Raw genomic sequence first — 21,206 nt, 5'->3', positions numbered from 1 at the left:
TGTTTCCCTTGTTATTCCGCACGGCGCGGCGCTTTGGAGTCCCGCGCCGCGATCCGTGTCGCGTGCGGGCCGCCCCGTGTACAGCGCTGTTGCCCGCCGCCCCGCGTTTTGCTATGTCGTGGCTCTTCGCACCAAAGACCCCCGCCCAGCCAGGAGAACCAGACATGGCCCGACGCCCCCAAGCCAGCCCCGAGGAAATGCGCCGCGAGGCGCTCGACACCGCGCTTTCCACCATCGAGCGCAAGTACGGACAGGGTTCCGTGATGAAACTGTCCGACGAGGCCCACGTCCGCATCCCGGTGATCCCCTCCGGCTCCATCGGGCTGGATCTGGCCCTGGGCATCGGCGGCGTGCCGCGCGGGCGGGTCACGGAAATCTACGGCCCCGAATCCTCGGGCAAGACGACCCTGGCCCTGCACATCATCGCCCAGTGCCAGAAGCAGGGCGGCACCGCAGCGTTCATCGACGCCGAGCACGCCCTGGACGTGAACTACGCCAAGCGCCTGGGCGTGAACACCGAGGAGCTGCTCATCTCCCAGCCCGACTACGGCGAGCAGGCGCTGGACATCGCCAGCCTGCTGGTGCGCTCCGGCGCGGTGGACGTGATCGTCATCGACTCCGTGGCCGCGCTCATCCCCCAGGCCGAGCTGGAAGGCGAAATGGGCGAGTCGCAGGTCGGCGGGCAGGCGCGGCTCATGTCCCACGCCCTGCGCAAGCTCACCGGCACCATCCACAAATCGCGCACCTCGGTGGTCTTCATCAACCAGATCCGCATGAAGATCGGCGTCACCGGCTACGGCAACCCCGAGACGACCACCGGCGGCAACGCGCTCAAATTCTACTCCTCCGTGCGCATGGACATCCGGCGCATCCAGACCCTGAAGGACAAGGAGGAGGCCTACGGCATCAAGGCCCGGGTCAAGGTCGTCAAGAACAAGGTCGCCCCGCCCTTCCGCGAGGCCATCTTCGACGTGCTCTACGGCACGGGCATCTCCCGCGAGGGCGAAATCATCGACATGGCCGCCGACGCTGGGATCATCGACAAGTCCGGCGCGTGGTACTCCTTCGGCGACGAACGCCTGGGCCAGGGCAAAGAGAACGTGCGGGCCATGCTCCAGGAGAACACCGAGCTGCGCGACGCCGTGGAGGCCAAGCTGCTGGAGCACCTGGGCATGCACGAATACGCCGCCCCCACCGTCGAGGGCGACATCGAGGACGCCGGGGCCGACCAGGACTAGCGCCCCCGGCGCGCACTTTTCGGGCCGGGCGCGTGCCCGGCCCAGGGTTTTCTTCCGCGCTCCGGCCGCCCCGGGGCGCGGAAATCCAATTCAAGGAGACGCCACACAGTGCTCACCGCCAACGAAATCCGCCAACGCTTCCTGGAATATTTCGAGAGGAACGGCCACACCCAGGTGCCGTCCTCGGCGCTCATCCCGCGCGACGACCCGTCCCTGCTGTTCACCAACGCGGGCATGGTCCAGTTCAAGAAAATCTTCCTCGGCCAGGAGCGCCGCGGCTACGTGCGCGCCACCACGGCCCAGAAGTGCCTGCGCGTGGGCGGCAAGCACAACGACCTGGAGAACGTCGGCCGCACCGCGCGCCACCACACGTTCTTCGAGATGCTCGGCAACTTCTCCTTCGGCGACTACTTCAAGGAAGACGCCATCCGTCTGGCCTGGGGCTTTCTGACCGAGGAACTCGGCCTGCCCAAGGACCGGTTGTATATCACCGTCTACAAGGACGACACCGAGGCCGCCGAGCTGTGGCGGAAGGTGGCGGGCGTGGCCCCCGAGCGCATCTACTGGCTGGGCGAGAAGGACAACTTCTGGTCCATGGGCGACACCGGCCCCTGCGGCCCCTGCTCCGAAATCCACTTCGACCAGGGCGAGGAAGTCGGCTGCGGCCCCGGCTGCGGCATCGGCAAGTGCGACTGCGACCGCTTCCTGGAAGTCTGGAACCTCGTGTTCATGCAGTTCGATCAGGCCGAGGACGGCACGCGCACCCCCCTACCGCGCCCGAGCATCGACACCGGCATGGGCCTGGAGCGCATCGCCGCCGTGTGCCAGGGCGTACATTCCAACTACGACTCCGACCTCTTCCAGGAGTTCATCCAGTTTACCGCCAAGCGCGCCGGGGTGGCCTACCGCCAGGGCGAGGACAGCGACACCGCCCTGCGCGTCATTGCCGACCACAGCCGGGCCATCGCCTTCATGGTCGCCGACGGCATCCTGCCCTCCAACGAGGGCCGGGGCTACGTGCTGCGCCGCCTGATCCGCCGCGCCCTGCGCTTCGGCCGCCTCATCGGCCTCACCGAGCCCTTCCTCTACGCCACGGCCATGCGCGTGGTGGAGGTCATGGGCGGACACTACACCGAGCTGACCGGCAATGCGGACTTCATGGTCCGCGTGGTGCGCGAGGAGGAGGAACGCTTCGCCCAGACCCTGGACAAGGGCCTGACCCTGCTGGAAGAGGAACTGGCCGCCCTGGGCAAGGCCGGGGCCGAAACCGTGCCCGGCGAGGTCTGCTTCAAGCTCTACGACACCTTCGGCTTCCCCCTGGACATCGTGCGCGACGTGGCCGAACGCCAGGGCTTTACCGTGGACGAAGCGGGCTTCGACGCCCACATGCGCGAACAGAAGGAGCGTGCCAAGGCCGCCTGGAAGGGCTCCGGTGAAAAAGACCTGGCCACCCGCTTCCAGCCCCTGCTGGCCGAGGGCCTGCGCACGGAATTCACCGGCTATGAGGGCCTGACCTCCCACTCGCGGCTGGCCGTGCTCCTGGACGAGGCCGCCCTGCCGGTGGACAAGCTGGGCAAGGGCCAGAAAGGCTATGCGGTGGCGACAAAGACACCATTTTACGGCGAATCCGGCGGCCAGGTGGGGGATGTCGGCGAGATTTCCACACCCAGCGGCAAGGCAGTGGTGACGGACGCCTTGCGACCCTCGGCACAGCTTACCGTCCAGGCCATCACCGTGGCCGAGGGCGAACTGCTGCGCGACCAGGAAGCCGATCTGGCCGTGGACGAGGCCACCCGCACCGCCACCGCCCGCAACCACACCACCACCCACCTGCTGCACGCCGCCCTGCGCGCCGTGCTCGGCGATCACGTCAAGCAGGCGGGCTCCCTGGTGGGCCCCGACCGGCTGCGTTTCGACTTCCAGCACATCAGCGCCATGACTCCCGCAGAAATCGCCCGCGTGGAGGCCCTGGTCAACGAAGCCGTGCTGGCCGACACCGCCGTGGACGTGCGCGAAATGGACCACGCCGAGGCCGTGGCCGAGGGCGCCATGGCGCTGTTCGGCGAGAAATACGCCGAGCGCGTGCGCGTGGTGCGCGTGCCGGGCGTGTCCATGGAGCTGTGCGGCGGCACGCACCTGCGCGCCACCGGGCAGGCCGGGCCCTTCGTGATCCTCTCCGAATCCGGCGTGGCCGCCGGGGTACGGCGCATCGAGGGTGCCACCGGGCACAACGCCCTGGCCTTCCTGCGCGCCCAGCGCGAGGCCATGGCCCAGGTGGCCGAACTGCTGCGCGCCAAGCCTCAGGAGGCTCCCGAGCGCGTCCGCGCCCTGCAGAAGGAAATCAAGACCCTGCGCAAGGATCTGGAAAAGGCCGCAACCCAGGCCGCCGCAGCCGGGCCCGCCGGAGACATCCTCGACGCCGTGGAGACCGTGGGCGGCGTGCGCCTGCTGGCCGTGAAAACCGGCGCCCCCAACATGGGCGCCCTGCGTTCCATGATGGACGACGTGCGCTCGCGGCTGGACTCGAACAGCATCATCGCCCTGGCCTGCGAGGCCGACGGCAAAGCGAACCTCATCGTCGCCGTGTCCAGGGATCTGCACGCGCGCTTCACCGCCCCGGCGCTCATCAAGCCCGTGGCCGCCGAAATCGGCGGGGCGGGCGGCGGCAGGCCCGACATGGCCCAGTCCGGCGGCTCCAACCCCGCGGGCATCCCCGCCGCCTTCGCGGCCCTGCGGGCCCTGGTGCAGGGCTAGGCGCCGGGGGCGCGCAGCGGGGGGCGGGCAGGAGCCGAGACAGTCCGGCCACGGAGGGAACACATTCGCCCGGGGACATGGGAAACGCTTCGGACATCCAAGCCTGAAGGCAACCATGCCTGGAACGGGGCCGGCGGGCTGGACCAGTGAGGGGACTTCGTAAAGGAAACCCGGGCGGCTGTGCAGGGAATGCCCCAGTCGTGCGCGGGGTTCTGGCGCCTGCGGAGCGTTCCCATCCCATCCGGACAGCGGGCTCCAAGGACTGATCCCGGAGCCTGAACGCAACCATCCGTCATTCTTTGAAGGCATGAGCCTGCACGGTCGTTTCCTGAACGGCTGTGCAGGCTTTTTCCTCGCCCGCCTTCGGCCCACCCGGGCGTCCTTCGGGCGGCCGTCCTCCCGGCGCGGCCTGCCGCAGATCACCCGCAAGGACAACGCCTCCCCGTTCGCGGGGCACGGCGCGGGTGGGCTTTCGCGCCTGAGCTTCCCCGGCCGGGACGCGGCGCGGAGTTTCTCCGGCCCGGCAAGCCCCGGCAAAACGGCGACCATGACCACACGGCACCGCACGCTGGAGCGGAAACGCCGCAAGGGGCGGAACTCGCGACAGCAAGCCGGTCTTTCCGCTCCCGGCAGCGGCTCCGCAACCACCGGCGCGGGCGCGAAGCCTGGGCATGGCCGTGCCAGCCAGCCTGGAACCAACGCTGAAAGCGTTTCCCTGTTCCCGGGCGGCGGCGTTGCCCATGCTTCCGGGCGCACACGATTCCGTTCTCCTCAAGAAGGGCCCCGCCCGCTCCCGCCGCGCTTCCGCCGCCGGTCTACGGCGTTCCGCCCTCCCGGGCCACCTGGGCCATTCCGCCCAGGCGCAGCAGGAGGTTGCCGCCGGGGCGTTCGAGTTCGGGCAGGTCCTCGCCGGGCTCCAGGCTGGTGATGACCGTGGCGCCGATGACGTGGCGGCCTTCGGCCTCGCCCACGCGGGTGCGCACGCCCCAGGCGGCGTGGAGCACGGCGGGGCGGCCCCGCCACTGGCCGATGTAGAGCACGATGTGCCCCGGGCGCCAGAGCAGGGTCAGCCAGGGCCGGGCTTCGGCGCCGATGACGCGCAGGCGGCCTTCGCGGTCCAGGTCGCCCAGGGGCGCCAGACCCCAATGCCGGGCCTGGGCTCCGGAATTGCGCGGCTGCCAGATGCCCAGGGGCGCGAAGAGGTCCATGATCAGCGCCGAACAGTCGCGGTTCCGGTACAGCCCGCCCCAGCCGTAGGGCTGGCCGAGCATCTCGTTGGCCAGCCTGGCGAAGGTGGCCGGAGTCGCGGCCAGGGGCCAGGGCGCGGCCGCGTCGTCGCCCAGGCTGGCGGTGAGCAGCAGGGCCCGGCCCGAGGCGTCGCGCGCGGCGATGAGCACGTCCACCGACCCGGTTTCGCGGCCGGTCATGGGCAGGACCATGCCGATGCGGCCCATGAAACGGAACTGGCCGTAGCAGTCGGCCACAGGCACGCGGTCGGCGGTGACGGCGGCCAAGTGTACGGTATTGAAGGCGTCCATGAACCCGGCGTCCACGAAGGCCAGGTCGCGGGTGGGCATCCATCCGGCGGCGGCGGAGGTCTCCACCAGGGCCCAGGCGCCGTCGGCGGAGGTATGCAGCACCAGCAGCGGGGTCTGGGCCCAGACGGCGGAGTTCTGGTTGTAGTCGAAGGGGAAGCCCTCGCCCGCGAGGTCGAAATTGTAGAACAACGGACGCACGGTGGGCAGCACGCGCAGATCGGAGTTCACCACGCTGATGGCCGGACGCATGGTGTTGGGAAAGCTGGCCGGGTCCGCGAGGGCGCGCATCTCGTCGGCCAGCTCCGGGGGCAGGGGCAGGCGGTTCTCGCCGTGGTAGCGGCCGGGGTCGAACTCGTCCAGGAGCTTGAAGACCTCCTGGGGCCCATGGGCCGGGGCAGTGCGGTGCCAGGGCGCGAAGAAGCGCTGGCGGTAGTCGTCGGCCAGGGCCTGCTGGCGGGCGGCGGGCAGCAGGGGCCGGGTCGCCGTGAGCGGATCGATGTAGGCCCCGGCGTCCTGGGGCATGTCGCGCAGGTCGGCGATGACGGTTCCGGGCGGGGACACGCGCGGAGCGCAGCCCGGGGCCAGCGCGGCCAGCAGCAGGAGCAGCAGCCCGGGGAGCCAGGGCCGGGAGACGGCGGATGCACCGGAAAACGGGCGGGGAGTGGCGGATTTCATGGCTCCAGGTGTATCCGCCCCGCGGGGGAAAGGCAACCGGCGCCCCCTTGGAAACGGCGAAGGGCCGGAACGGCCTGAAGGAGACGCGCGCGGGCCGGGCCCGGCCGGAGAGGACGCACGCCACCCCACCGGAGCGGCGCTTTGCAAACGGCGGGGCCTCGCGTATATCCCGGGCCATGCGCCAGCTCGCGGGAATGAAAGACACCATCGCGGCCATCGCCACCCCGCCGGGGCGCGGGGGTGTGGGCATCGTGCGCGTCAGCGGCCCGGATGCGCGCGCCGTGGGCAGACGGCTGTTCCGGTCGTCGCGCCCGGGGTTCGCGGGGCTTTTGCCCTACCGGCTGCACCACGGCTGGGTGCACGACGCGGCGGGGGAGCGGCTGGACGAGGTGCTGGCGGCCTTCATGCCCGGGCCGGGTTCATATACCGGCGAGGACGTGCTCGAACTCCAGGGCCACGGCGGCCCGGCGGTGCTGCGCGCGGTGCTGGCGGCGGCCCTGGCCTGCGGGGCGCGCATGGCCGAGCCCGGGGAGTTCACCTACCGCGCGTTTTGCAACGGACGCATGGACCTGACCCAGGCCGAGGCCGTGGCCGAGCTGATCGCCGCGCCCACGGCGGCGGGCGCGGCCCTGGCCCGGACCCGCCTGGCCGGAGACCTGGGGCGCGGCGTGGCCGGGCTGCGCGCGCGGCTGGAGGATCTGCGGGCCCGGCTCTGCGTGGCCGTGGATTTTCCCGACGACGAGGTGGAATGCCTGGCGCCTGAGGCCTTCGCGGCCGGGGTGCGCGCCGTGCGCGAGGAGCTGGCGGCCCTGGTGCGCAGCTTCGAGCGCGGGCGGGTCTGGCGCGAGGGCGCCCTGTGCGTGCTGGCCGGGCGGGTCAACGCGGGCAAGTCGAGCCTGATGAACGCCCTGCTCGGGCGCGAGCGGGCCATCGTCACCGACGTTCCGGGCACGACGCGCGACTGGCTCGAGGAGGCCCTGGACCTGGACGGACTGCCCGTGCGGCTGGTGGACACGGCGGGCCTGCGCGAAACGGGCGACGCCGCCGAACGCGCGGGCCTGGAGCGCGGGCGCGAACTGACGCACCGGGCCGACGTGGTGCTCGTGGTGGTCGACCGGACCCTGCCCCTGGCCGAAGAGGACATGGCCCTGGCCCGCGCGCTGGGCCCGGGGCGCGCGCTGGCGGTGCTGAACAAGGCCGACCTGCCCGGAGCGGCGCAGGAACAGGCCGGGCCCGGGACCCTCGGTGCGCCGGACGCCGCGCAATGGTTCGCCGGGGCGGGCTTCGAGGTCGCCCACGTGTCGGCACGCACGGGCCAGGGGTTGGCGGCGCTGTGCGACGCGCTGCGCGCGCGGGCCCTGGGCGGCGGTGCCGGGCCCGCCACGGGCGAACTGGTGCCCAACATGCGCCAGGCCCGGGCCCTGGCCGCCGCGCACGACGCCCTGGAAGCCCTGGAGGCCGACCTGCGCGCGGCCCTGCCCTACGACCTGCTGGGCGTGGCCCTGGAGACGGCCTGCACACACCTTGCCGAAATCACCGGCGAAATCACCCCTTCCGAAGTGCTGGACAACGTGTTCGGCGCCTTCTGCATCGGCAAGTAGGGCGCGGCGGATGGCGCCGGGCGGCCCCGGGTGCTGCGCGCGCGTTCCGTTGTCTCCACCGGGGCGCAGACCCTTGCCGTTTCCGCCTCCGTGCTGCTGGCTCCCGGCTTTGGACGAAGAGCACCCGCGCACCCGCAACCCCATCGTCGGCTTTGCGCGCCTCTCCGCGGCCCGGATTCCGGGCCGCGCCTGCGCGCGGAACCCCCAGAGGGCACCAGCCGGACTACGGCTGAATCATCGGGCCACATTCGTGCGGGACGCGGGCCCCGGGCCAAAGACGGGCTGCGGCTCCTTGCGGGCCTCAAAAAGGACGCCCGGCGCGGATGCGCCGGGCGGGAGTGTGGGCCGGACCGGGGGTGTTTCTGGGGGGGGTGCCCCCGGGCCGGGGAGGTGTCGGTGCGTGTCAGGAACTCTCGGGACCGTCGGGGCCGGTGCCATACTGTGCGCAAGACCCGGGAATATGCCTTGGCACTGGCGAAGGGGTGATGCCCCGGAACGGTCCATGCGGCAAAAGCCTTGTGCTGCCTGACCCGCATGTGTTGCCGTCGCTTTGCGGCGACGTGGCAAGATGCATGTAATAATTTTCACATGACTTGGCAAGCAGAAACCGGAAAACCGGAATATTCTTTTTTAATTATTTAATTACAGCATGTTATGTCTCAAACTCCGCAGCAGGTCATTCCAGCCCGGAATTCATACTTTTTAACAGAAAATATGGCATGTTGTAATACAATCGGCACCCCTGCCCCGGTGGATGGTCCAAAAATATATTGTCTTTAAATTCACAAAACGCTCCGACTCCCGCGCGGCGGTCCGCCCGGAGTGCGACCTGCCTTTGCCGGGTGCGGCCCTGCCCTGCCGGGCCGGGCCGCCGGGAGCGTCGTCGGCGCCCGCCGCCGCATGCCCCGGGGCCCGGCGACACCGCCGTTTCCGCCGGGGTCCGCTCCACCCGGAGCCGCAACGCCGCCCCGGCCGCCAAACGTCGCGCGGGCCGCGGCCTCCCGGCCGTGGCCCGCGTCCATTGCGCCCCTCCGTGGCTGGCGGCCACGGGGGCGTCCGGTCACCGCATCCGCATGGGAGGCACGCGCGCGTCCGGCTCGGGGCCGCCACGTACCTCCCGCTCCCCGGCCTAGTGGCGCATGGTGCCCAGGAAGAAATCGAAGCCGCGCACCTGCACCGTGGGCACGCTGTCCGGCCGGTCACAGCCGCCCAAGGTCATTTCCACGCGTGAACTCAGGCCGAGGGGCTCGTTCCCGTTGCTTGCCGAACCCATCCGGCTGCGCTGCATGGCCTGATCCACGCGCACGTCGTACCGCCCCCCGCCGCGCGAGGTGATGCTGAACTCCAGCAGGTCGCTCAGCTTGTTGCCCTGGGCCGTGAAGGCCCTCATGGTCTGCTCCCCGGTGGTGGGATCGCCGAGCAGGGCTTTGAGCATGGAAGCGCCCGTGGCCTGGAAAAGGCCCCGCGTCGTCCGCCCGGCCTCCTCGACGCTGGGGAAGCGACCGATAAACCGGTCCAGAGCCTGCTCCATGGCCTCGTAGTCGTTGGTTCCCGTGCTCGCGATGCGCTCACCGTCGATCACGATGCCGTTGCGGAAGAAATCCTTCAGGAAGGCTTCGGAGAAGTGCATCATCTTGGCCTGGAGCCTTTCCGGGGCATTCGCCATGAGGCCCTGACCGGGAGTGGGCGCTTCGGCGTGCATGTCCTCGCCGATGTTCGTTTCCAGGAATCCTTGGGCCCTGGTCATGTCGAAGCCTTCGACCCGGGGCAACCCGTGGTCGGAATGCACCCCGGGGCCGAAAAGCTCGCGGAGCTGGTCGAAGGTCACGCTGTGCAGCCCGACCTCGTTCATGGCGGTGGAAACCTCCCCGGGCAGGCCCAGGTGCCGGGCCAGCCCGGTGAGCAGTTGCAGGCAGGCCACGTTGTTCTTGAGCGCCCGGGGTTGGGTCATGTCCTGGCGGGCCAGCTCGAAGCGGTAGAGGTTCATGGCCGAACCCCGGGCCATCATGCGCTCCAGGGCCTGGGTGCCCGTCTCGCCGCTCAGGCCCTCGCACTCGAAGGCGCCCTTGAACAGCGCGTCCTTGACCACCTCGACCTCGTCCATGCCGTCGATGCCCTCGCGCAGGCCGCCGTCGCGGATGAAGACCCCGTCCATGGCCTCCCGGAAGGTATCCACGGCCTCGGCGATCTCCGAGCGGCCCATGAGCGGGTGGGTCGCGGTGGCCACCAGGACCCGGGCGTCGCGCAAGCCGTCGCACAGGGCGCCGACCATGCCCGGGGTCAGCACCGAAGGCGCGGACAGCACCGCGTTGCGGGCCGCCGTCTTCTCCTCGGGGTTCAGGGTCGTGTTGGCGTCGATGACCTGCAACGCGTCCAGGAAGCCGTCGATGACGCGCTCGCGCAGGGCCTGGGTCTCGATGTCCGTAGGCGGATGCATGGCCTCGGGGTTGTAGGTGCACTGGACCGTCAGCTTCTTGTGCACCAGGGCCTCGAGTTTGCCCATCTGCCCGGGGCTCATGTCCACGACCATGCCGCGCAGTTCCGCGCGCTGGCGCAGGGCCGTGGGCAGGGCGGAGTCCGGCCCGGAGCGGTCGCAATGCTGCTGGACCTTGGCGTCGATATGGGTCCGGACCCGCGCCAGGCTGAACTGGCGGCAGGCCTCCAGCAGGGCGTCCCTGGCCTGGGCCAGGGTCGGGGTGGAGCCGGAGCGCACGAACTGCTGCGCCACCTTGTCCTGGATACCCTGGAAATCCTCGGGGGCCAGGGTGTCGATCTCGCCTTCCATGCCGAAGAGAGTCATCTTCTCGCGCATGGCGGCCTTGAGCAGGGACTCCGAGCCCTCCCCGGCGCTGGGCGCTTCGCACATGCCCTTGATATTCAGGCGGATGCCCGCCTCGCGGGCCTGGGTTTCGCCGGTCTTGGTGCGCACCAGATCGCCGATGACCTGGGAGACCTCGCGCCCGGTGATGGGCGTGCCCCGGGTCAGGGCGCTGCCCAGGCGGCCCCGGGCGATTTCCGCGAAGCGGTCGCCCATGCCCTCGGTGTCGCGGATGCGCGCGACCACGTGGTTCATGATGGAGCTGTTGATGGTCGCGGTGTTGCCGATGTTCAGGGCCGACTTGATCCAGTTCACGGCGCGGCCCAGCCAGTTGCCCGCCCCGGCCTGGATCTGGTTCTGCCCGTCCAGGCCCACGTGGCGGTCGCCGATGGTGGCGAACTGCTGCTCCAGGCCCCTGAGCCCTTGGATGTCCCCAGGCATGTGTCCCTCTCCTGTGTTGGTTCTTGATACTCAGACGCGCAGGGCCATGCCCGACGGGTCCGGCGGCGCATCCGTGCCCGCGTCGGCCTCGGCGTCGATGTCGCGCAGGTCCCGCGCGAATTCCTCGGCCAGGTTGACGAAGGCCTGCATGTATTCGCCAAGAATGTTGGCGTTCAGCCAACCGCCGACGCCAACCTTGTTGGTATAGACGACGGCGCCGCGTTCCATGTCCACACCCAGAACACCGCCGCTGGTGCTCCGGAAAAAGCAGTCGGCTTCCAGCAGGAACGTAAATACGCGCAACCGGACGGCCTCTTGCGCGGGCACATTTCCGACGCGGGAATAAAAATAAAGTTCATCGGAATCAGGGAGATGCTCAACGTTGACCACGACGGAATCGAACTGCAGGGTGCAGCACCGGCCAGCGTCCAGGGCCAGCCCCTCCAGTCCGATGGTCCGGCCGAATTCGGCGATGATCTCTGTGACGTTGCTCATGAACGGCTCCTTTGCGAAAGAATGTATCAAAAACGATGCCAACTTTGCGGGCGCCCGGAGACATCCCACCGTGCCCTTGGCCGCCCACCGGGGGCGAACCGGTTTTCCATGAAACGCAGTATGGTCCATATCCCCCGGCCCGCTTCCTTTGCCAAGGGAAAGATGGGCTCAGGCCGTCCGGGCCAAGGTGTCGAGCAGCGTGTCCAGCAACGGCCGCATCGGCCCGGAGGTGTCGCACATCGCGCGCATCCGCCCGGCGCTTTGCACCAGCGGCGCGTCCACCAGTTCGCTTGCGCAGTTCTCGATAAGCAGCTCCATGCTCGCCGGGGTGGTTTCCAGGTGGAACTGGAGCCCGAGCGCGCGCTCGCCGAAGGCGAAGGCCTGGTTGACGCAGCCCTCGCTGCGGGCCAGGCGCACGGCTCCGGGAGGGATGGAGAAGGTCTCCCCGTGCCAGTGAAAGGCGGTGAAGCGGTCGGGCAGCCCGGCCAGCAGCGGCGCGGCGCGGCCCTCGGGGGTCAGTTCCACCGGAAACCAGCCGATTTCCGGCCCGGGGTTGCGGCGGACCTCCCCGCCCAGGGCCTCGGCCAGCATCTGCGCGCCCAGACAAATGCCCAGGATGCGCACGCCACGCTCCACGGCCTGGCGCAGAAAGGCTTTTTCCGGCGCCAGCCAGGGGCAGGCGGCCTCGTCGTGAACGCTCATGGGCCCGCCCATGACGAACAGCAGGTCCACGTCCTGCACGCGGGGCAACGGCTGCCCCGCGAAAACGCGCGTGCGGTCCAGGCTGTGGCCGCGCGCCCGGGCCCAGTCCGCCAGGGCCGCCGGTCCCTCGAAGGGGACATGCTCGAAGCTTTGAATGCGCATGGTTCTCCTCGTTCTGTTTCCATGATCGACGAATGGCGCGTGTGTGCCCGCAGGCCGGGGCCGCCGCGCCCGGCGTCGGCGCGACGCGCGGCTTGCCCCCCCGGGGAGATGGCGATACAAGAGGCCCTTTCCCCGACCGTCAACCCACGAAAGGCCATGCAGCACGACTCGCTCCGCCACGCCGTCGACGAATCCCCGTCCCTGGGCCTGTGCGCGGCCCTGGCCCTGACCCACGTGCTGGTCATCTTCGACGGCATTGTGTTCATTCCCAACGTCATCGGCAAGACCCTGGACGTGGCCCCGGACACATTGCGCTTCGTGACCTTCGGGACGCTGCTGGTGGCGGCGGTGTTCACCTTCCTGCAAAGCAGGCGCACCCTGGGCATCGGCGCGGGGTTCATCCTCTTCACCGGCTCGTACAGCGCCTTCCTGGTCTGCTCGCTGGACGCCGTGCGCATGGGCGGCTTCGCCACGCTGGCCACCATGTCCCTGCTCACGGTGCCCCTGGTGTTCCTCTACACCTTCTTCATCCGCTTTTTCCGGCACATCATCACCCCCGGAGTGGGCGGCGTGGTGGTGCTGCTCATCGCCATGGCCATGGTGCCCGTGGCGCTGGACCTGTGGAGCGGCGGCGGCCAGGACTCCCCGGAAGCCACACGCATCCAGTTCGCCATAGGGCTGGCCACGGCCCTGCCCATGACCCTGTGCCTGCTCTTCGGCAACGCGGCCCTCAGGCTGTGGGGTCCGCTGCTGGCCCTGGCCTGCGGCTACGGCGCGGCCTGGGCCGCGGGCACGCTGCATTTCGAACACTTCACGGCGGCGCCCTGGTTCGGCCTGCCGCCCCTGGCCTGGCCCGGGCTGGAGCTCGAACTGACGACCGCGCACGTGCCCCTGCTCATGGCCTTCGCCATCGCCATGTTCGTCAGCGTCATCGAAAACACGGGCAACATCATGCTCGTGCAGCGCATTTCCCGGCGCGACTTCCGCCGCGTTTCCTACGACGACATCCAGAGCGGGCTGTACTGCGACGGCCTGAGCAAGGTCGCCGCCGGGCTGCTGGGCACGGCGGTGCCCTCGGTCTACTGCGACAACCTGCCCCTGGTGGAGATGACCGGCGTGGCCTCGCGGCGGGTGGGCGCCCTGGGCGGGGCGCTGCTGCTCCTGCTGGCCTTCATGCCCAAGGCCGGAGCCTTCATGCTCGACATGCCCGGCCCGGTGATGGGCGGATTCCTGGTGGTGGTCGTCTCCATGCTGTTCCACGCGGGCATCGGGCTGGTGACCATGAACCGCCTGAGCAACCAGCACGGCATCATCCTCGGGCTGTCCATGGCCGTGGGGCTGGTGGCCCAGAGCGGATCGTACTTCCCCGGGCTGGTGCCCGGGTCGCTGGCGCCGCTGCTGGGCAACAGCGTGGCCGTGGGCGGGTTCACGGCCTTCGGCCTGAGCGCCGTGGCCTGGCTGCTGCCCAAGCGCTCCGTGGGCGGCACGTTCCCGGCGCGGGTGGACGTGCTGCCCGAAATGCAGCGCCTGCTGGAGGCCGGGCGGGCGCGGCTCGGCCTGTCCCGGGAGTCGTTCAACGCCCTGTCGCTGTGCTGCGAGGAGGTCTTCTGCCACATGGCCGGAGAAGACGGCGCCCAGGCGGACCGCTTCCTGACCATCCGCGTCTCGCGCACGGAAGACGGCGTCTTCACGGAAATGATCTGCGGGCACAAGATGGACGACATCAACAACTTCGCCCTGCCCGAGAGCCTGTTCAACGCCAAGCCCGACGAACTGCGCCAGCTCGGCATGGTCCTCTTCGCCGGCTACGCGCGCGACGTGAAGCACATCGAGATTTCCGGCTACTCCTTCATCTCGTTCCTCACCCCTTAGAGTCGGGGTGCACGCCCTGCCCATCAATCCGAACGGCAACGACCTTTCCGGCGGCCGGACCTTTTCAAAGCTGCCGATTCCGACTATAGCAACAGCCAGCCCTGCCCCCGGCGCCCGGAGCCGGGGCGCCGGGCGCGCTGGGCTTGAATGTGCGCAACAACCGGCGGAGGCGGGTTCGCGGAAAGCCTCCGGCCCGGGGCCACAGGCGAGCCGTGCGCTCCGTCCCGCGCAGGGGCGGGCCACGGCGGCGGGCGCCTGGAGAACGCATGAATTCCGTGGAGCGGCTGAAACTGGACTTCAAGACCTTCGTCGGGCTGATCGACAACCTGCACGACGAAATCCTCATCTACGACGACAACTACAGACTTCTTTATATAAACAAGGCTTGCGAGCGGCATTACGGCTTCACCCAGGCCGAAATGCTCGGCCTCTCCTACTGGGACATGGTCAAGAAATACCGGGGCTGGGACAATTCCGTGCTGCCGGTGGTCTATGAGCACAAGCGGCCGGTCAAGCAGCGGCAGAAAACCTACCTGGGTTACGACGTGCTGACCATCGCCGTGCCCATTCTCGATGCACAAGGCGCGGTGCGGCACGTGCTGCTCAACGTCCGCGACGAATGCCACGAGACGCAGATTCCCTGGCGCGACGGCCTGACCACCACCCCCGACGCGCCCCTGGAAGAACGCCCCGACAACCTCATCTACCACAGTTCGGCCATGACCGCGGTGGTGGAGGCGGCCCGCAAGGTGGCCGGGCTCAGCTCCCCCTGCCTGCTTCTGGGCGAGTCGGGCTGCGGCAAGAGCCTGCTGGCGAAGTTCATCCACACCAAGGGCAAACGCGCGCACCAGCCTTTCGTGGTGGTCAACTGCGCGGCCATCCCCGGGGAGCTGTTCGAGTCCGAACTGTTCGGCCACGTCCGGGGCGCGTTCTCCGGGGCGACCCACGCCCGGGGCGGCCTGTTCGCCAAGGCCGAAGGGGGCACCCTGTTCCTGGACGAAATCTCCGAGCTGCCGCCGCCGATGCAGGCCAAACTGCTGCACGTGGTCCAGGAGATGGAGTACCGCCCGGTGGGCAGTTCCCAGACCGTTCGCGCCGACGTGCGCATCCTCGCCGCGTCCAACAAGAACCTCGAAGTCATGGTCCAAAGCCGGGCCTTCCGCCAGGATCTCTACTTCCGGCTCAACGTGTTCGACATCACCATCCCGCCGCTGCGCGAACGCGACCGGGACATCCTGCCCCTGCTCTACCATTTCCTGCGCTATTTCGGGACCAAGTACGACCGGGCCAAGACTCTTTCGCCCGAGGCCCAGGCCTTTCTGCGCGACTATTCCTGGCCGGGCAACGTTCGCGAGCTGGCCCACCTCGTGGAGCGGATCGTGGCCACCGTGGAGGAGGAAATCGTGACCGTGGACCACCTGCCCACCTCGGTCTACCAGACCATCCTGCAACCTCCGGTCGCCATATCCGGATCGCTGGACAACACCCTGGAACGCATGGAAAAAGAGATGATTCTTGAAGCCCGCAAACGCCACGGCAGCTCGCGCAACGTGGCCCGGGCCCTGGGCATCAGCCAATCGCGGGCCAGCCGCCTCATCCGCAAGCATTGCCCGCAGGGCGAGTCGTAAACGACTCGTGAGTCGTTTACGACTAGGCGCCACGCCGTAACCCCCTTGCGGGTTCCCCGACTTCCGAGTCACTCCCGACTCACGTCCTCCCGCTCAAAACGATACCATCCTATGGAAGTATGGAATATATCATACTGAAATAAAAGATTTTTCTCGCGAATCCCGACAGCGAGCCATTGGCATGCGTCTTGCCTCAGAGGTTCCGTCCACACGGTACCGCTGGATTCTGGAGGCAAAGGAGACGACTGAATCAGGCACAAGCACACTGTAACGTCTGCGCGCTGGTCGGCGCCGCCCGGCCCCGGGGGGTGGGAGGCGGCAGCGATCCCGGCGCGCGTGTGGGAGGCTGTATGCTGGAGAATCGCACGCTTCGGGGTTCCGTGTTCGCGCTGCTGACGACCGTGATCTGGTCCGGCAACTTCGTGGTCGCCAGGATGGCCGTGGGCAAGATCTCGCCCATGACCCTGGGCGCGGCGCGCTGGCTGGTGGCGCTGCTCGTCCTGTGCTGCTTCGCCCTGCCCAGGCTCAAACGCGAATGGCCCGTCGCCCGGAAGTTCCTGCCCCAGATCCTGGTGGCCGGGCTCACCGCGGTGACCCTCTACAACCCGCTGTGCTACCTCGGCGCGGCAACCACCTCGGCCATCAACCTGGCCCTGATTTCCGTCACCACGCCCATCTTCATCGTCATCATCTGCTCCCTGCTGGGCGAAAAGCAGGCCGTCAACACCTGGGTGGGCTGCACCATCGCCCTGGTGGGATCCATCTACCTGGTGGCCAATGGCGAACTGGGGCGCCTGGTGGGCCTGCAATTCGCCTTCGGCGACATCCTCATGCTCGGCGCGGCCATCGGCTTCGCGGTGTACAGCATCGTGCTGCGCAAGGTCCCCGAGGGGCTGTCCCAAAGCACCATCCTCACGCTGATGGTCTTCTTCGGCCTGATCATGCTCACGCCCTTCCTGATCTGGGAATGGTCGCAACCCACGGCCCGCATCGAAGCCAGCGGAACGGTCATCTTCAGCATCCTCTACACCGGCGTGGGCAACTCCCTCATCGCCTGGTGGCTGTGGAACCTGGCCCTGGAAAACGCCGGGGCCGCCCGCGCGGGCATGATCTACTACGCCCTGCCGTTGCTCAGCGGCCTGTTCGGCTACCTGTTCATCGGCGAAACCATGGGCATGGTCCATCTGGTCAGCGGCATCCTGATCGTCGGCGGCATCCTGTGGAGCAACCGCGCGCCCAAGGCCGGGCAGGCTCCGGCGCGGACGGCGCCCGCCACCGAATAGCACGACCGGGCGAAAGCACAACAAACTGAAATAGCTGTTTATTTTTCGGCACGACCCGTGCCGGACAGGAGCGGTGCGCCCAAAATCCGGCGCAAGGCAAGACACCGCGCCCCGACGGGCGGCAACAATCGAACGAGGAAACCCGCTGTGGAACACAAAGACATGAAACGCATACGGCTCACCGTGAACGGCGAAAGCCACGAATTGCAGGTGGAGTCGCACCGGGTGCTGTCCAGCGTCCTGCGCAACCAGCTCGGCCTGACCGGAGCCAAAGAGGCTTGCGGGGAGGGTGCGTGCGGTGCCTGCACCGTGCTCATCGACGGCATCCCCACCCCGTCGTGCATGGTCCTGGCCGTGGAACAGGAAGGCAGGGACATCGAAACCATCGAGGGGTTGTCCAAAAACGGCAGGCTCCATCCGATCCAGGAGGCATGGCTGGAGGAATACGGCGCCCAGTGCGGCTTCTGCTCCCCGGGGATGATCATGTCCACCAAGGGCCTGCTGCTCAAAAACCCCGACCCCACGGAAGAGGAGATCAAGGAGGCTTTGGGCGGCAACATCTGCATCTGCAGCAACTACGAGCACATCGTCAACGCGGTGAAAAGCGCCGCCAGAAAGATGCGCGAGGAGCAGGGCAATGGCTGACATGAAATGCATCGGCACCACCGTGCGCCAGAAGGACGGCAGTCCGCGCGTCACGGGCCAGGCCAAATACTACGGGGACTTCCAGTTCCGGGGCATGCTTGAGGCCCGCATCCTGCGCAGCCCCCATCCGGCCGCGGACATCGTCGGCATCGACACGACCCGGGCCGAGGCCATGGACGGCGTCCACCTGGTCATGACCCACGAGAACTTCCCCAAGGCGTTCCGCAAGTCGGTCTACTACGTGGGCGACCTGGTGGCCGCCGTCATCGCCGAGGACGATACCATCGCCGAGGAGGCCCTGGCCGCCATCGCCGTCGAGTACGCCCCCAAACCCTTCGTGCTCGACATCGAAACGGCCATCGACCCCGGGTCGCCCCAGGTGTTCGCCGGCGAGGCCAACTGCCACGACTGGGAGTACCACGCCTTCCTGAGCGACCGCGACCCGCAGACGCGGCTGTTCAAGACCAAGACCCCCGCCGAATACAACGGTTTCGGCGATGTGGAACAAGGGTTCGCCGAGGCCGACATCGTCGTGGAACACAAGGGGTTCAAGTACGCCTACTGCAAATCCCCGGCCATGGAGCCGCGCGGCTGCACGGCCCGCTTCGACGGCGTGAAGCTGCACGTGCACACCCACTCCCAGGGCATGCACGACGAGAAGTACTGCCTGGCCGAGGCCCTGGGCATCGGTTCGGACAAGGTCAACCTCGTCTCCCCGTTCACCGGCTCCAGCTTCGGCGGCAAGAACGCCACCGTGCTCGACCCCAACCTGCCCTCCCACTACCTGCTGATCGCCAGCCTGGCCTGCCTGCACCTGCACCGGCCCGTGCGCTGCGCCTACTCCCGCGAGGAGGAAATGCTCTGCGGCTGGTCCCGGGGCAGCCTGAACGACGTGAAGATCGGGTTCAGGAAGGACGGCACCCTGACCTCCATGGAGTTCAACCACTGGCAGGAGGTCGGCGCCAGCGGCGACAAGTACCCGCCCAAGAACGCCATGCTCGCCACCGGCGCGGTGCTCTACTCGCGCAACTGCGAACACCTGCGCGGCAAGATCCGCTACGTCTACACCAACCGCTTCGCCTCGGTGGGCTGGCAGGGCTACGGCGCACCCGAGGGAATCTTCCCGGTGGAAACGGCCATGGACATGGCCGCCGACCAGATGGGCATGGACCCCATCGAACTGCGCAAGAAAAACTGCATGCGTGCCGGCGACATCGACGCGGGCTGGGATCCCCTGACCTACAAATCGGGCTACATCTCCTCCTCGGGCATCCACGAATGCCTGGACCTGGGCGCCAAACACCTGGGCTGGAAAGAGAACTGGCGGCACCCGAGCACCAAGACCGGGCGCATCCGCCACGGCATCGGCGTGGCCATCTTCGCCATGGGCGCCGGGCGCCCCGGCCCCGGGAACTCCAGCGAAGCCATGGTCAAGATATTCCCCGACGGCACGGCGGCCCTGGTCTGCGCCGTGGCCGACATCGGCCAGGGCCAGCACACCGTGCAATGCCAGATCGTGGCCGAAGTGCTGGGCATTCCCTACGAGAAGGTCGGGCTGGTCTGCGCCGACACGGACTCCACGCCGTTCGCCACCCTGGTGTCCAACAGTTGCGGCACCTGGATCCAGGGCTGGGCGACCTACGAGGCGGCCATGGACGCCAAAAACCAGCTCCTGCGGCTGGCCGCGCAGAAACTGGGCGTGCCGCCCCAGGCTCTGAGCGTGGGCGAAAAGGGCGTCCATCTGACCGCCGACCCCGGCAAGGGCGTGACCTTCAAGGAAGCCTTCGGGCCCATCGGCCACTACGGCGGGCGGCACGAGATCATCGGCTCCTACGTCAACGACTCGCCCCACCCCAACTGCCTCAAGGACGGCAAGAAGGACGAACTGTACATCCCCAAGGAAAAGGGCGCGCAGTTCATCTCCCTGGACGTGGACACCGAGACCGGCATGGTCGCCAACGTCCGGGTGACCATGGTCCAGAACGTGGGCCGCGCACTGAACCCGAAGATCGTCGAAGGCCAGCTTCTCACGGCGCGCCACGGCGTGGAGCACGCGGTGCTCGCCAACGAGTGCATCACCGACAAGCGCAACGGCCGGCTCATGGTCACCAACTTCGTGGACTACAAGCCGTGCACGGCGCTGGACTGCACCGTGGAGCCCTTCATCCTGGAGATTCCGGGCGATCCGACCCATCCCTTCGGGGCCACGGCCTGCGGCGAAGGCGCCGCCTGCCCGTCCCTGGCCGCGTTCTCCAATGCCATCTTCAACGCCACCGGCGTCCGCCTCACCGAGACGCCCTTCACTCCGGCCAGGATCCTCATGGGCCTGGGCAGGATCACGTCTGGAAAAGGGGGCAAACAATGAACCGCTTCAAGCACCTGTCGGCCGCCAGCGTGGAGGACGCCGCCGCGTCCCTGCGGCGGCTCGGCCCGACGGCCCACGTCATCGCGGGCGGCAGCGACCTCATGGGCTGCCTCAAGGACAACCTGTGGATGGAGACACCCACGGCCGTCATCGACCTGAAAACCATCCCCGGGCTGAATGCCATCCGCGAAGACGCCGACGGCCTGCACCTGGGCGCGCTGGTCACCCTGACCCGCATCGCCGAGTCGCAAACCGTGCAAAGCGGCTGGCCGGGCCTGGCCGAGGCCGCCCGGCGGACGGGTTCGCCCCTGCTGCGCAACATGGGCACCATCGCCGGGAACATCTGCCAGCAGAACCGCTGCTGGTATTTCCGCTACCCGGACAAGATCGGGGGCCGCATCGACTGCGTGCGCAAGGGCGGCCAGCGCTGCCTGGCCGTGCCCGGCGACCACCGCTACCACTCCATCTTCGGCGCGGTGAAGAAATGCATCGCCGTGAACCCGAGCGACACGGCCCCGGCCCTCGTGGCCCTCGGTGCCGTGGTGCGCACCGACCGGCGGGCCATCCCCATCGACGGGTTCTTCAGCGCCGAAATGGGCGCCCAGTCCACCGTGCTGGAACACGACGAAATCGTCACGGATATCCTTGTTCCGCACCAGGGGCCGGGGGCGGCCAGTGCCTTCCGCAAAATCGCCTTCCGCCAGTCCATCGACTTCGCCCTGGTCAACTGCGGCGTGGCCCTGACCCTGGCCGAAGGTGTGGTGCGGACCGCGCGCATCTGCCTGAACGGCGTGCACAACAACCCCTACCGCTGCACCGGAGCCGAAGAGGCCCTGGTGGGCGGCGCGCTGACGGAAGAGACTGCGGCCAAGGCCGGCGAACTGGCCGTGGCCGGGGCCAAACCGCTCTTCCAGAACGCCTACAAGGTGCCCATGGCCCGCGCCCTCGTGGCCGACACGCTCCTTGACTGCGCGCCCGCGGCATAACCA

Annotated in this window: 13 protein-coding genes; 9 read left to right on the top strand and 4 right to left on the bottom strand. The window is 68.5% G+C overall.

What is annotated here, in order from left to right:
* The first annotated feature begins 164 nt into the window (after positions 1–164).
* On the top strand, positions 165–1,238 hold the full coding sequence (gene recA, locus ACZ5KV_RS10585; RefSeq protein ID WP_464239265.1) for a recombinase RecA: 1,074 nt from the start codon (positions 165–167) through the stop codon (positions 1,236–1,238).
* Positions 1,239–1,346: 108 nt separating this feature from the next.
* Positions 1,347–3,992 carry an alanine--tRNA ligase gene (gene alaS / locus ACZ5KV_RS10580; protein ID WP_464239264.1) on the top strand — a complete coding sequence of 882 codons (2,646 nt, stop codon included), beginning with the start codon at positions 1,347–1,349 and terminating at the stop codon, positions 3,990–3,992.
* A gap of 815 nt (positions 3,993–4,807) precedes the next feature.
* Here alaS and ACZ5KV_RS10575 read toward each other — a convergent pair.
* Complete coding sequence (locus ACZ5KV_RS10575) at positions 4,808–6,205, bottom strand: SH3 domain-containing protein (protein ID WP_464239263.1); 1,398 nt, start codon at positions 6,203–6,205, stop codon at positions 4,808–4,810.
* 194 nt (positions 6,206–6,399) lie between these two features.
* Between ACZ5KV_RS10575 and mnmE the strand changes: the two genes are divergently transcribed.
* A complete protein-coding gene (mnmE, locus tag ACZ5KV_RS10570; RefSeq protein WP_464239262.1) occupies positions 6,400–7,806 on the top strand; it encodes a tRNA uridine-5-carboxymethylaminomethyl(34) synthesis GTPase MnmE in 1,407 nt (468 codons plus the stop codon).
* A gap of 1,129 nt (positions 7,807–8,935) precedes the next feature.
* On the opposite strand, the gene ACZ5KV_RS10565 is transcribed toward mnmE, so the two are convergent.
* The 3 genes from ACZ5KV_RS10565 to ACZ5KV_RS10555 all read right to left on the bottom strand — a co-directional run bounded on the left by ACZ5KV_RS10565 (position 8,936) and on the right by ACZ5KV_RS10555 (position 12,424).
* On the bottom strand, positions 8,936–11,065 hold the full coding sequence (locus tag ACZ5KV_RS10565; RefSeq protein ID WP_464239261.1) for a hypothetical protein: 2,130 nt from the start codon (positions 11,063–11,065) through the stop codon (positions 8,936–8,938).
* 30 nt (positions 11,066–11,095) lie between these two features.
* Positions 11,096–11,560, bottom strand: coding sequence for a type III secretion system chaperone (locus ACZ5KV_RS10560; protein WP_464239260.1), 465 nt, complete (start codon positions 11,558–11,560; stop codon positions 11,096–11,098).
* 168 nt (positions 11,561–11,728) lie between these two features.
* A complete protein-coding gene (locus tag ACZ5KV_RS10555; protein ID WP_464239259.1) occupies positions 11,729–12,424 on the bottom strand; it encodes a type 1 glutamine amidotransferase in 696 nt (231 codons plus the stop codon).
* Between the two features lie 156 nt (positions 12,425–12,580).
* Between ACZ5KV_RS10555 and ACZ5KV_RS10550 the strand changes: the two genes are divergently transcribed.
* The 6 genes from ACZ5KV_RS10550 (at position 12,581) to ACZ5KV_RS10525 (ending at position 21,203) form a co-directional block, all read left to right on the top strand.
* Entirely contained in the window at positions 12,581–14,296 is a 1,716-nt protein-coding gene (locus tag ACZ5KV_RS10550) for a uracil-xanthine permease family protein (protein ID WP_464239258.1), read from the top strand.
* A 266-nt stretch (positions 14,297–14,562) separates the two neighbouring features.
* The gene (locus ACZ5KV_RS10545; protein ID WP_464239257.1) at positions 14,563–15,924 is read left to right on the top strand and encodes a sigma-54 interaction domain-containing protein; all 1,362 of its coding nucleotides are present in this window, start codon (positions 14,563–14,565) and stop codon (positions 15,922–15,924) included.
* A 350-nt stretch (positions 15,925–16,274) separates the two neighbouring features.
* The gene (locus ACZ5KV_RS10540; RefSeq protein WP_464239256.1) at positions 16,275–17,207 is read left to right on the top strand and encodes a DMT family transporter; all 933 of its coding nucleotides are present in this window, start codon (positions 16,275–16,277) and stop codon (positions 17,205–17,207) included.
* 162 nt (positions 17,208–17,369) lie between these two features.
* Complete coding sequence (locus ACZ5KV_RS10535) at positions 17,370–17,852, top strand: (2Fe-2S)-binding protein (RefSeq protein WP_464239255.1); 483 nt, start codon at positions 17,370–17,372, stop codon at positions 17,850–17,852.
* Positions 17,845–20,217: a xanthine dehydrogenase family protein molybdopterin-binding subunit gene (locus ACZ5KV_RS10530; RefSeq protein WP_464239254.1), complete on the top strand. Its 2,373-nt coding sequence runs from the start codon at positions 17,845–17,847 to the stop codon at positions 20,215–20,217. The genes ACZ5KV_RS10535 and ACZ5KV_RS10530 overlap by 8 nt, the downstream gene beginning before the upstream one ends.
* The gene (locus ACZ5KV_RS10525; protein WP_464239253.1) at positions 20,214–21,203 is read left to right on the top strand and encodes an FAD binding domain-containing protein; all 990 of its coding nucleotides are present in this window, start codon (positions 20,214–20,216) and stop codon (positions 21,201–21,203) included. The genes ACZ5KV_RS10530 and ACZ5KV_RS10525 overlap by 4 nt, the downstream gene beginning before the upstream one ends.
* Positions 21,204–21,206 lie beyond the last annotated feature (3 nt).

Source organism: Desulfocurvus thunnarius (genome assembly GCF_055390965.1).
This window is presented reverse-complemented; position numbering and strand designations above follow the sequence as displayed.

Coding starts and splice junctions, on each gene's coding strand:
- ACZ5KV_RS10560 (WP_464239260.1), bottom strand. CDS start 11,560: ATGAGCAACGTCACAGAGATCATCGCCGAATTCGGCCGGACCATCGGA.
- recA (WP_464239265.1), top strand. CDS start 165: ATGGCCCGACGCCCCCAAGCCAGCCCCGAGGAAATGCGCCGCGAGGCG.
- mnmE (WP_464239262.1), top strand. CDS start 6,400: ATGAAAGACACCATCGCGGCCATCGCCACCCCGCCGGGGCGCGGGGGT.
- ACZ5KV_RS10550 (WP_464239258.1), top strand. CDS start 12,581: ATGCAGCACGACTCGCTCCGCCACGCCGTCGACGAATCCCCGTCCCTG.
- ACZ5KV_RS10575 (WP_464239263.1), bottom strand. CDS start 6,205: ATGAAATCCGCCACTCCCCGCCCGTTTTCCGGTGCATCCGCCGTCTCC.
- ACZ5KV_RS10525 (WP_464239253.1), top strand. CDS start 20,214: ATGAACCGCTTCAAGCACCTGTCGGCCGCCAGCGTGGAGGACGCCGCC.
- ACZ5KV_RS10540 (WP_464239256.1), top strand. CDS start 16,275: ATGCTGGAGAATCGCACGCTTCGGGGTTCCGTGTTCGCGCTGCTGACG.
- ACZ5KV_RS10530 (WP_464239254.1), top strand. CDS start 17,845: ATGGCTGACATGAAATGCATCGGCACCACCGTGCGCCAGAAGGACGGC.
- ACZ5KV_RS10545 (WP_464239257.1), top strand. CDS start 14,563: ATGAATTCCGTGGAGCGGCTGAAACTGGACTTCAAGACCTTCGTCGGG.
- ACZ5KV_RS10535 (WP_464239255.1), top strand. CDS start 17,370: ATGAAACGCATACGGCTCACCGTGAACGGCGAAAGCCACGAATTGCAG.
- ACZ5KV_RS10555 (WP_464239259.1), bottom strand. CDS start 12,424: ATGCGCATTCAAAGCTTCGAGCATGTCCCCTTCGAGGGACCGGCGGCC.
- ACZ5KV_RS10565 (WP_464239261.1), bottom strand. CDS start 11,065: ATGCCTGGGGACATCCAAGGGCTCAGGGGCCTGGAGCAGCAGTTCGCC.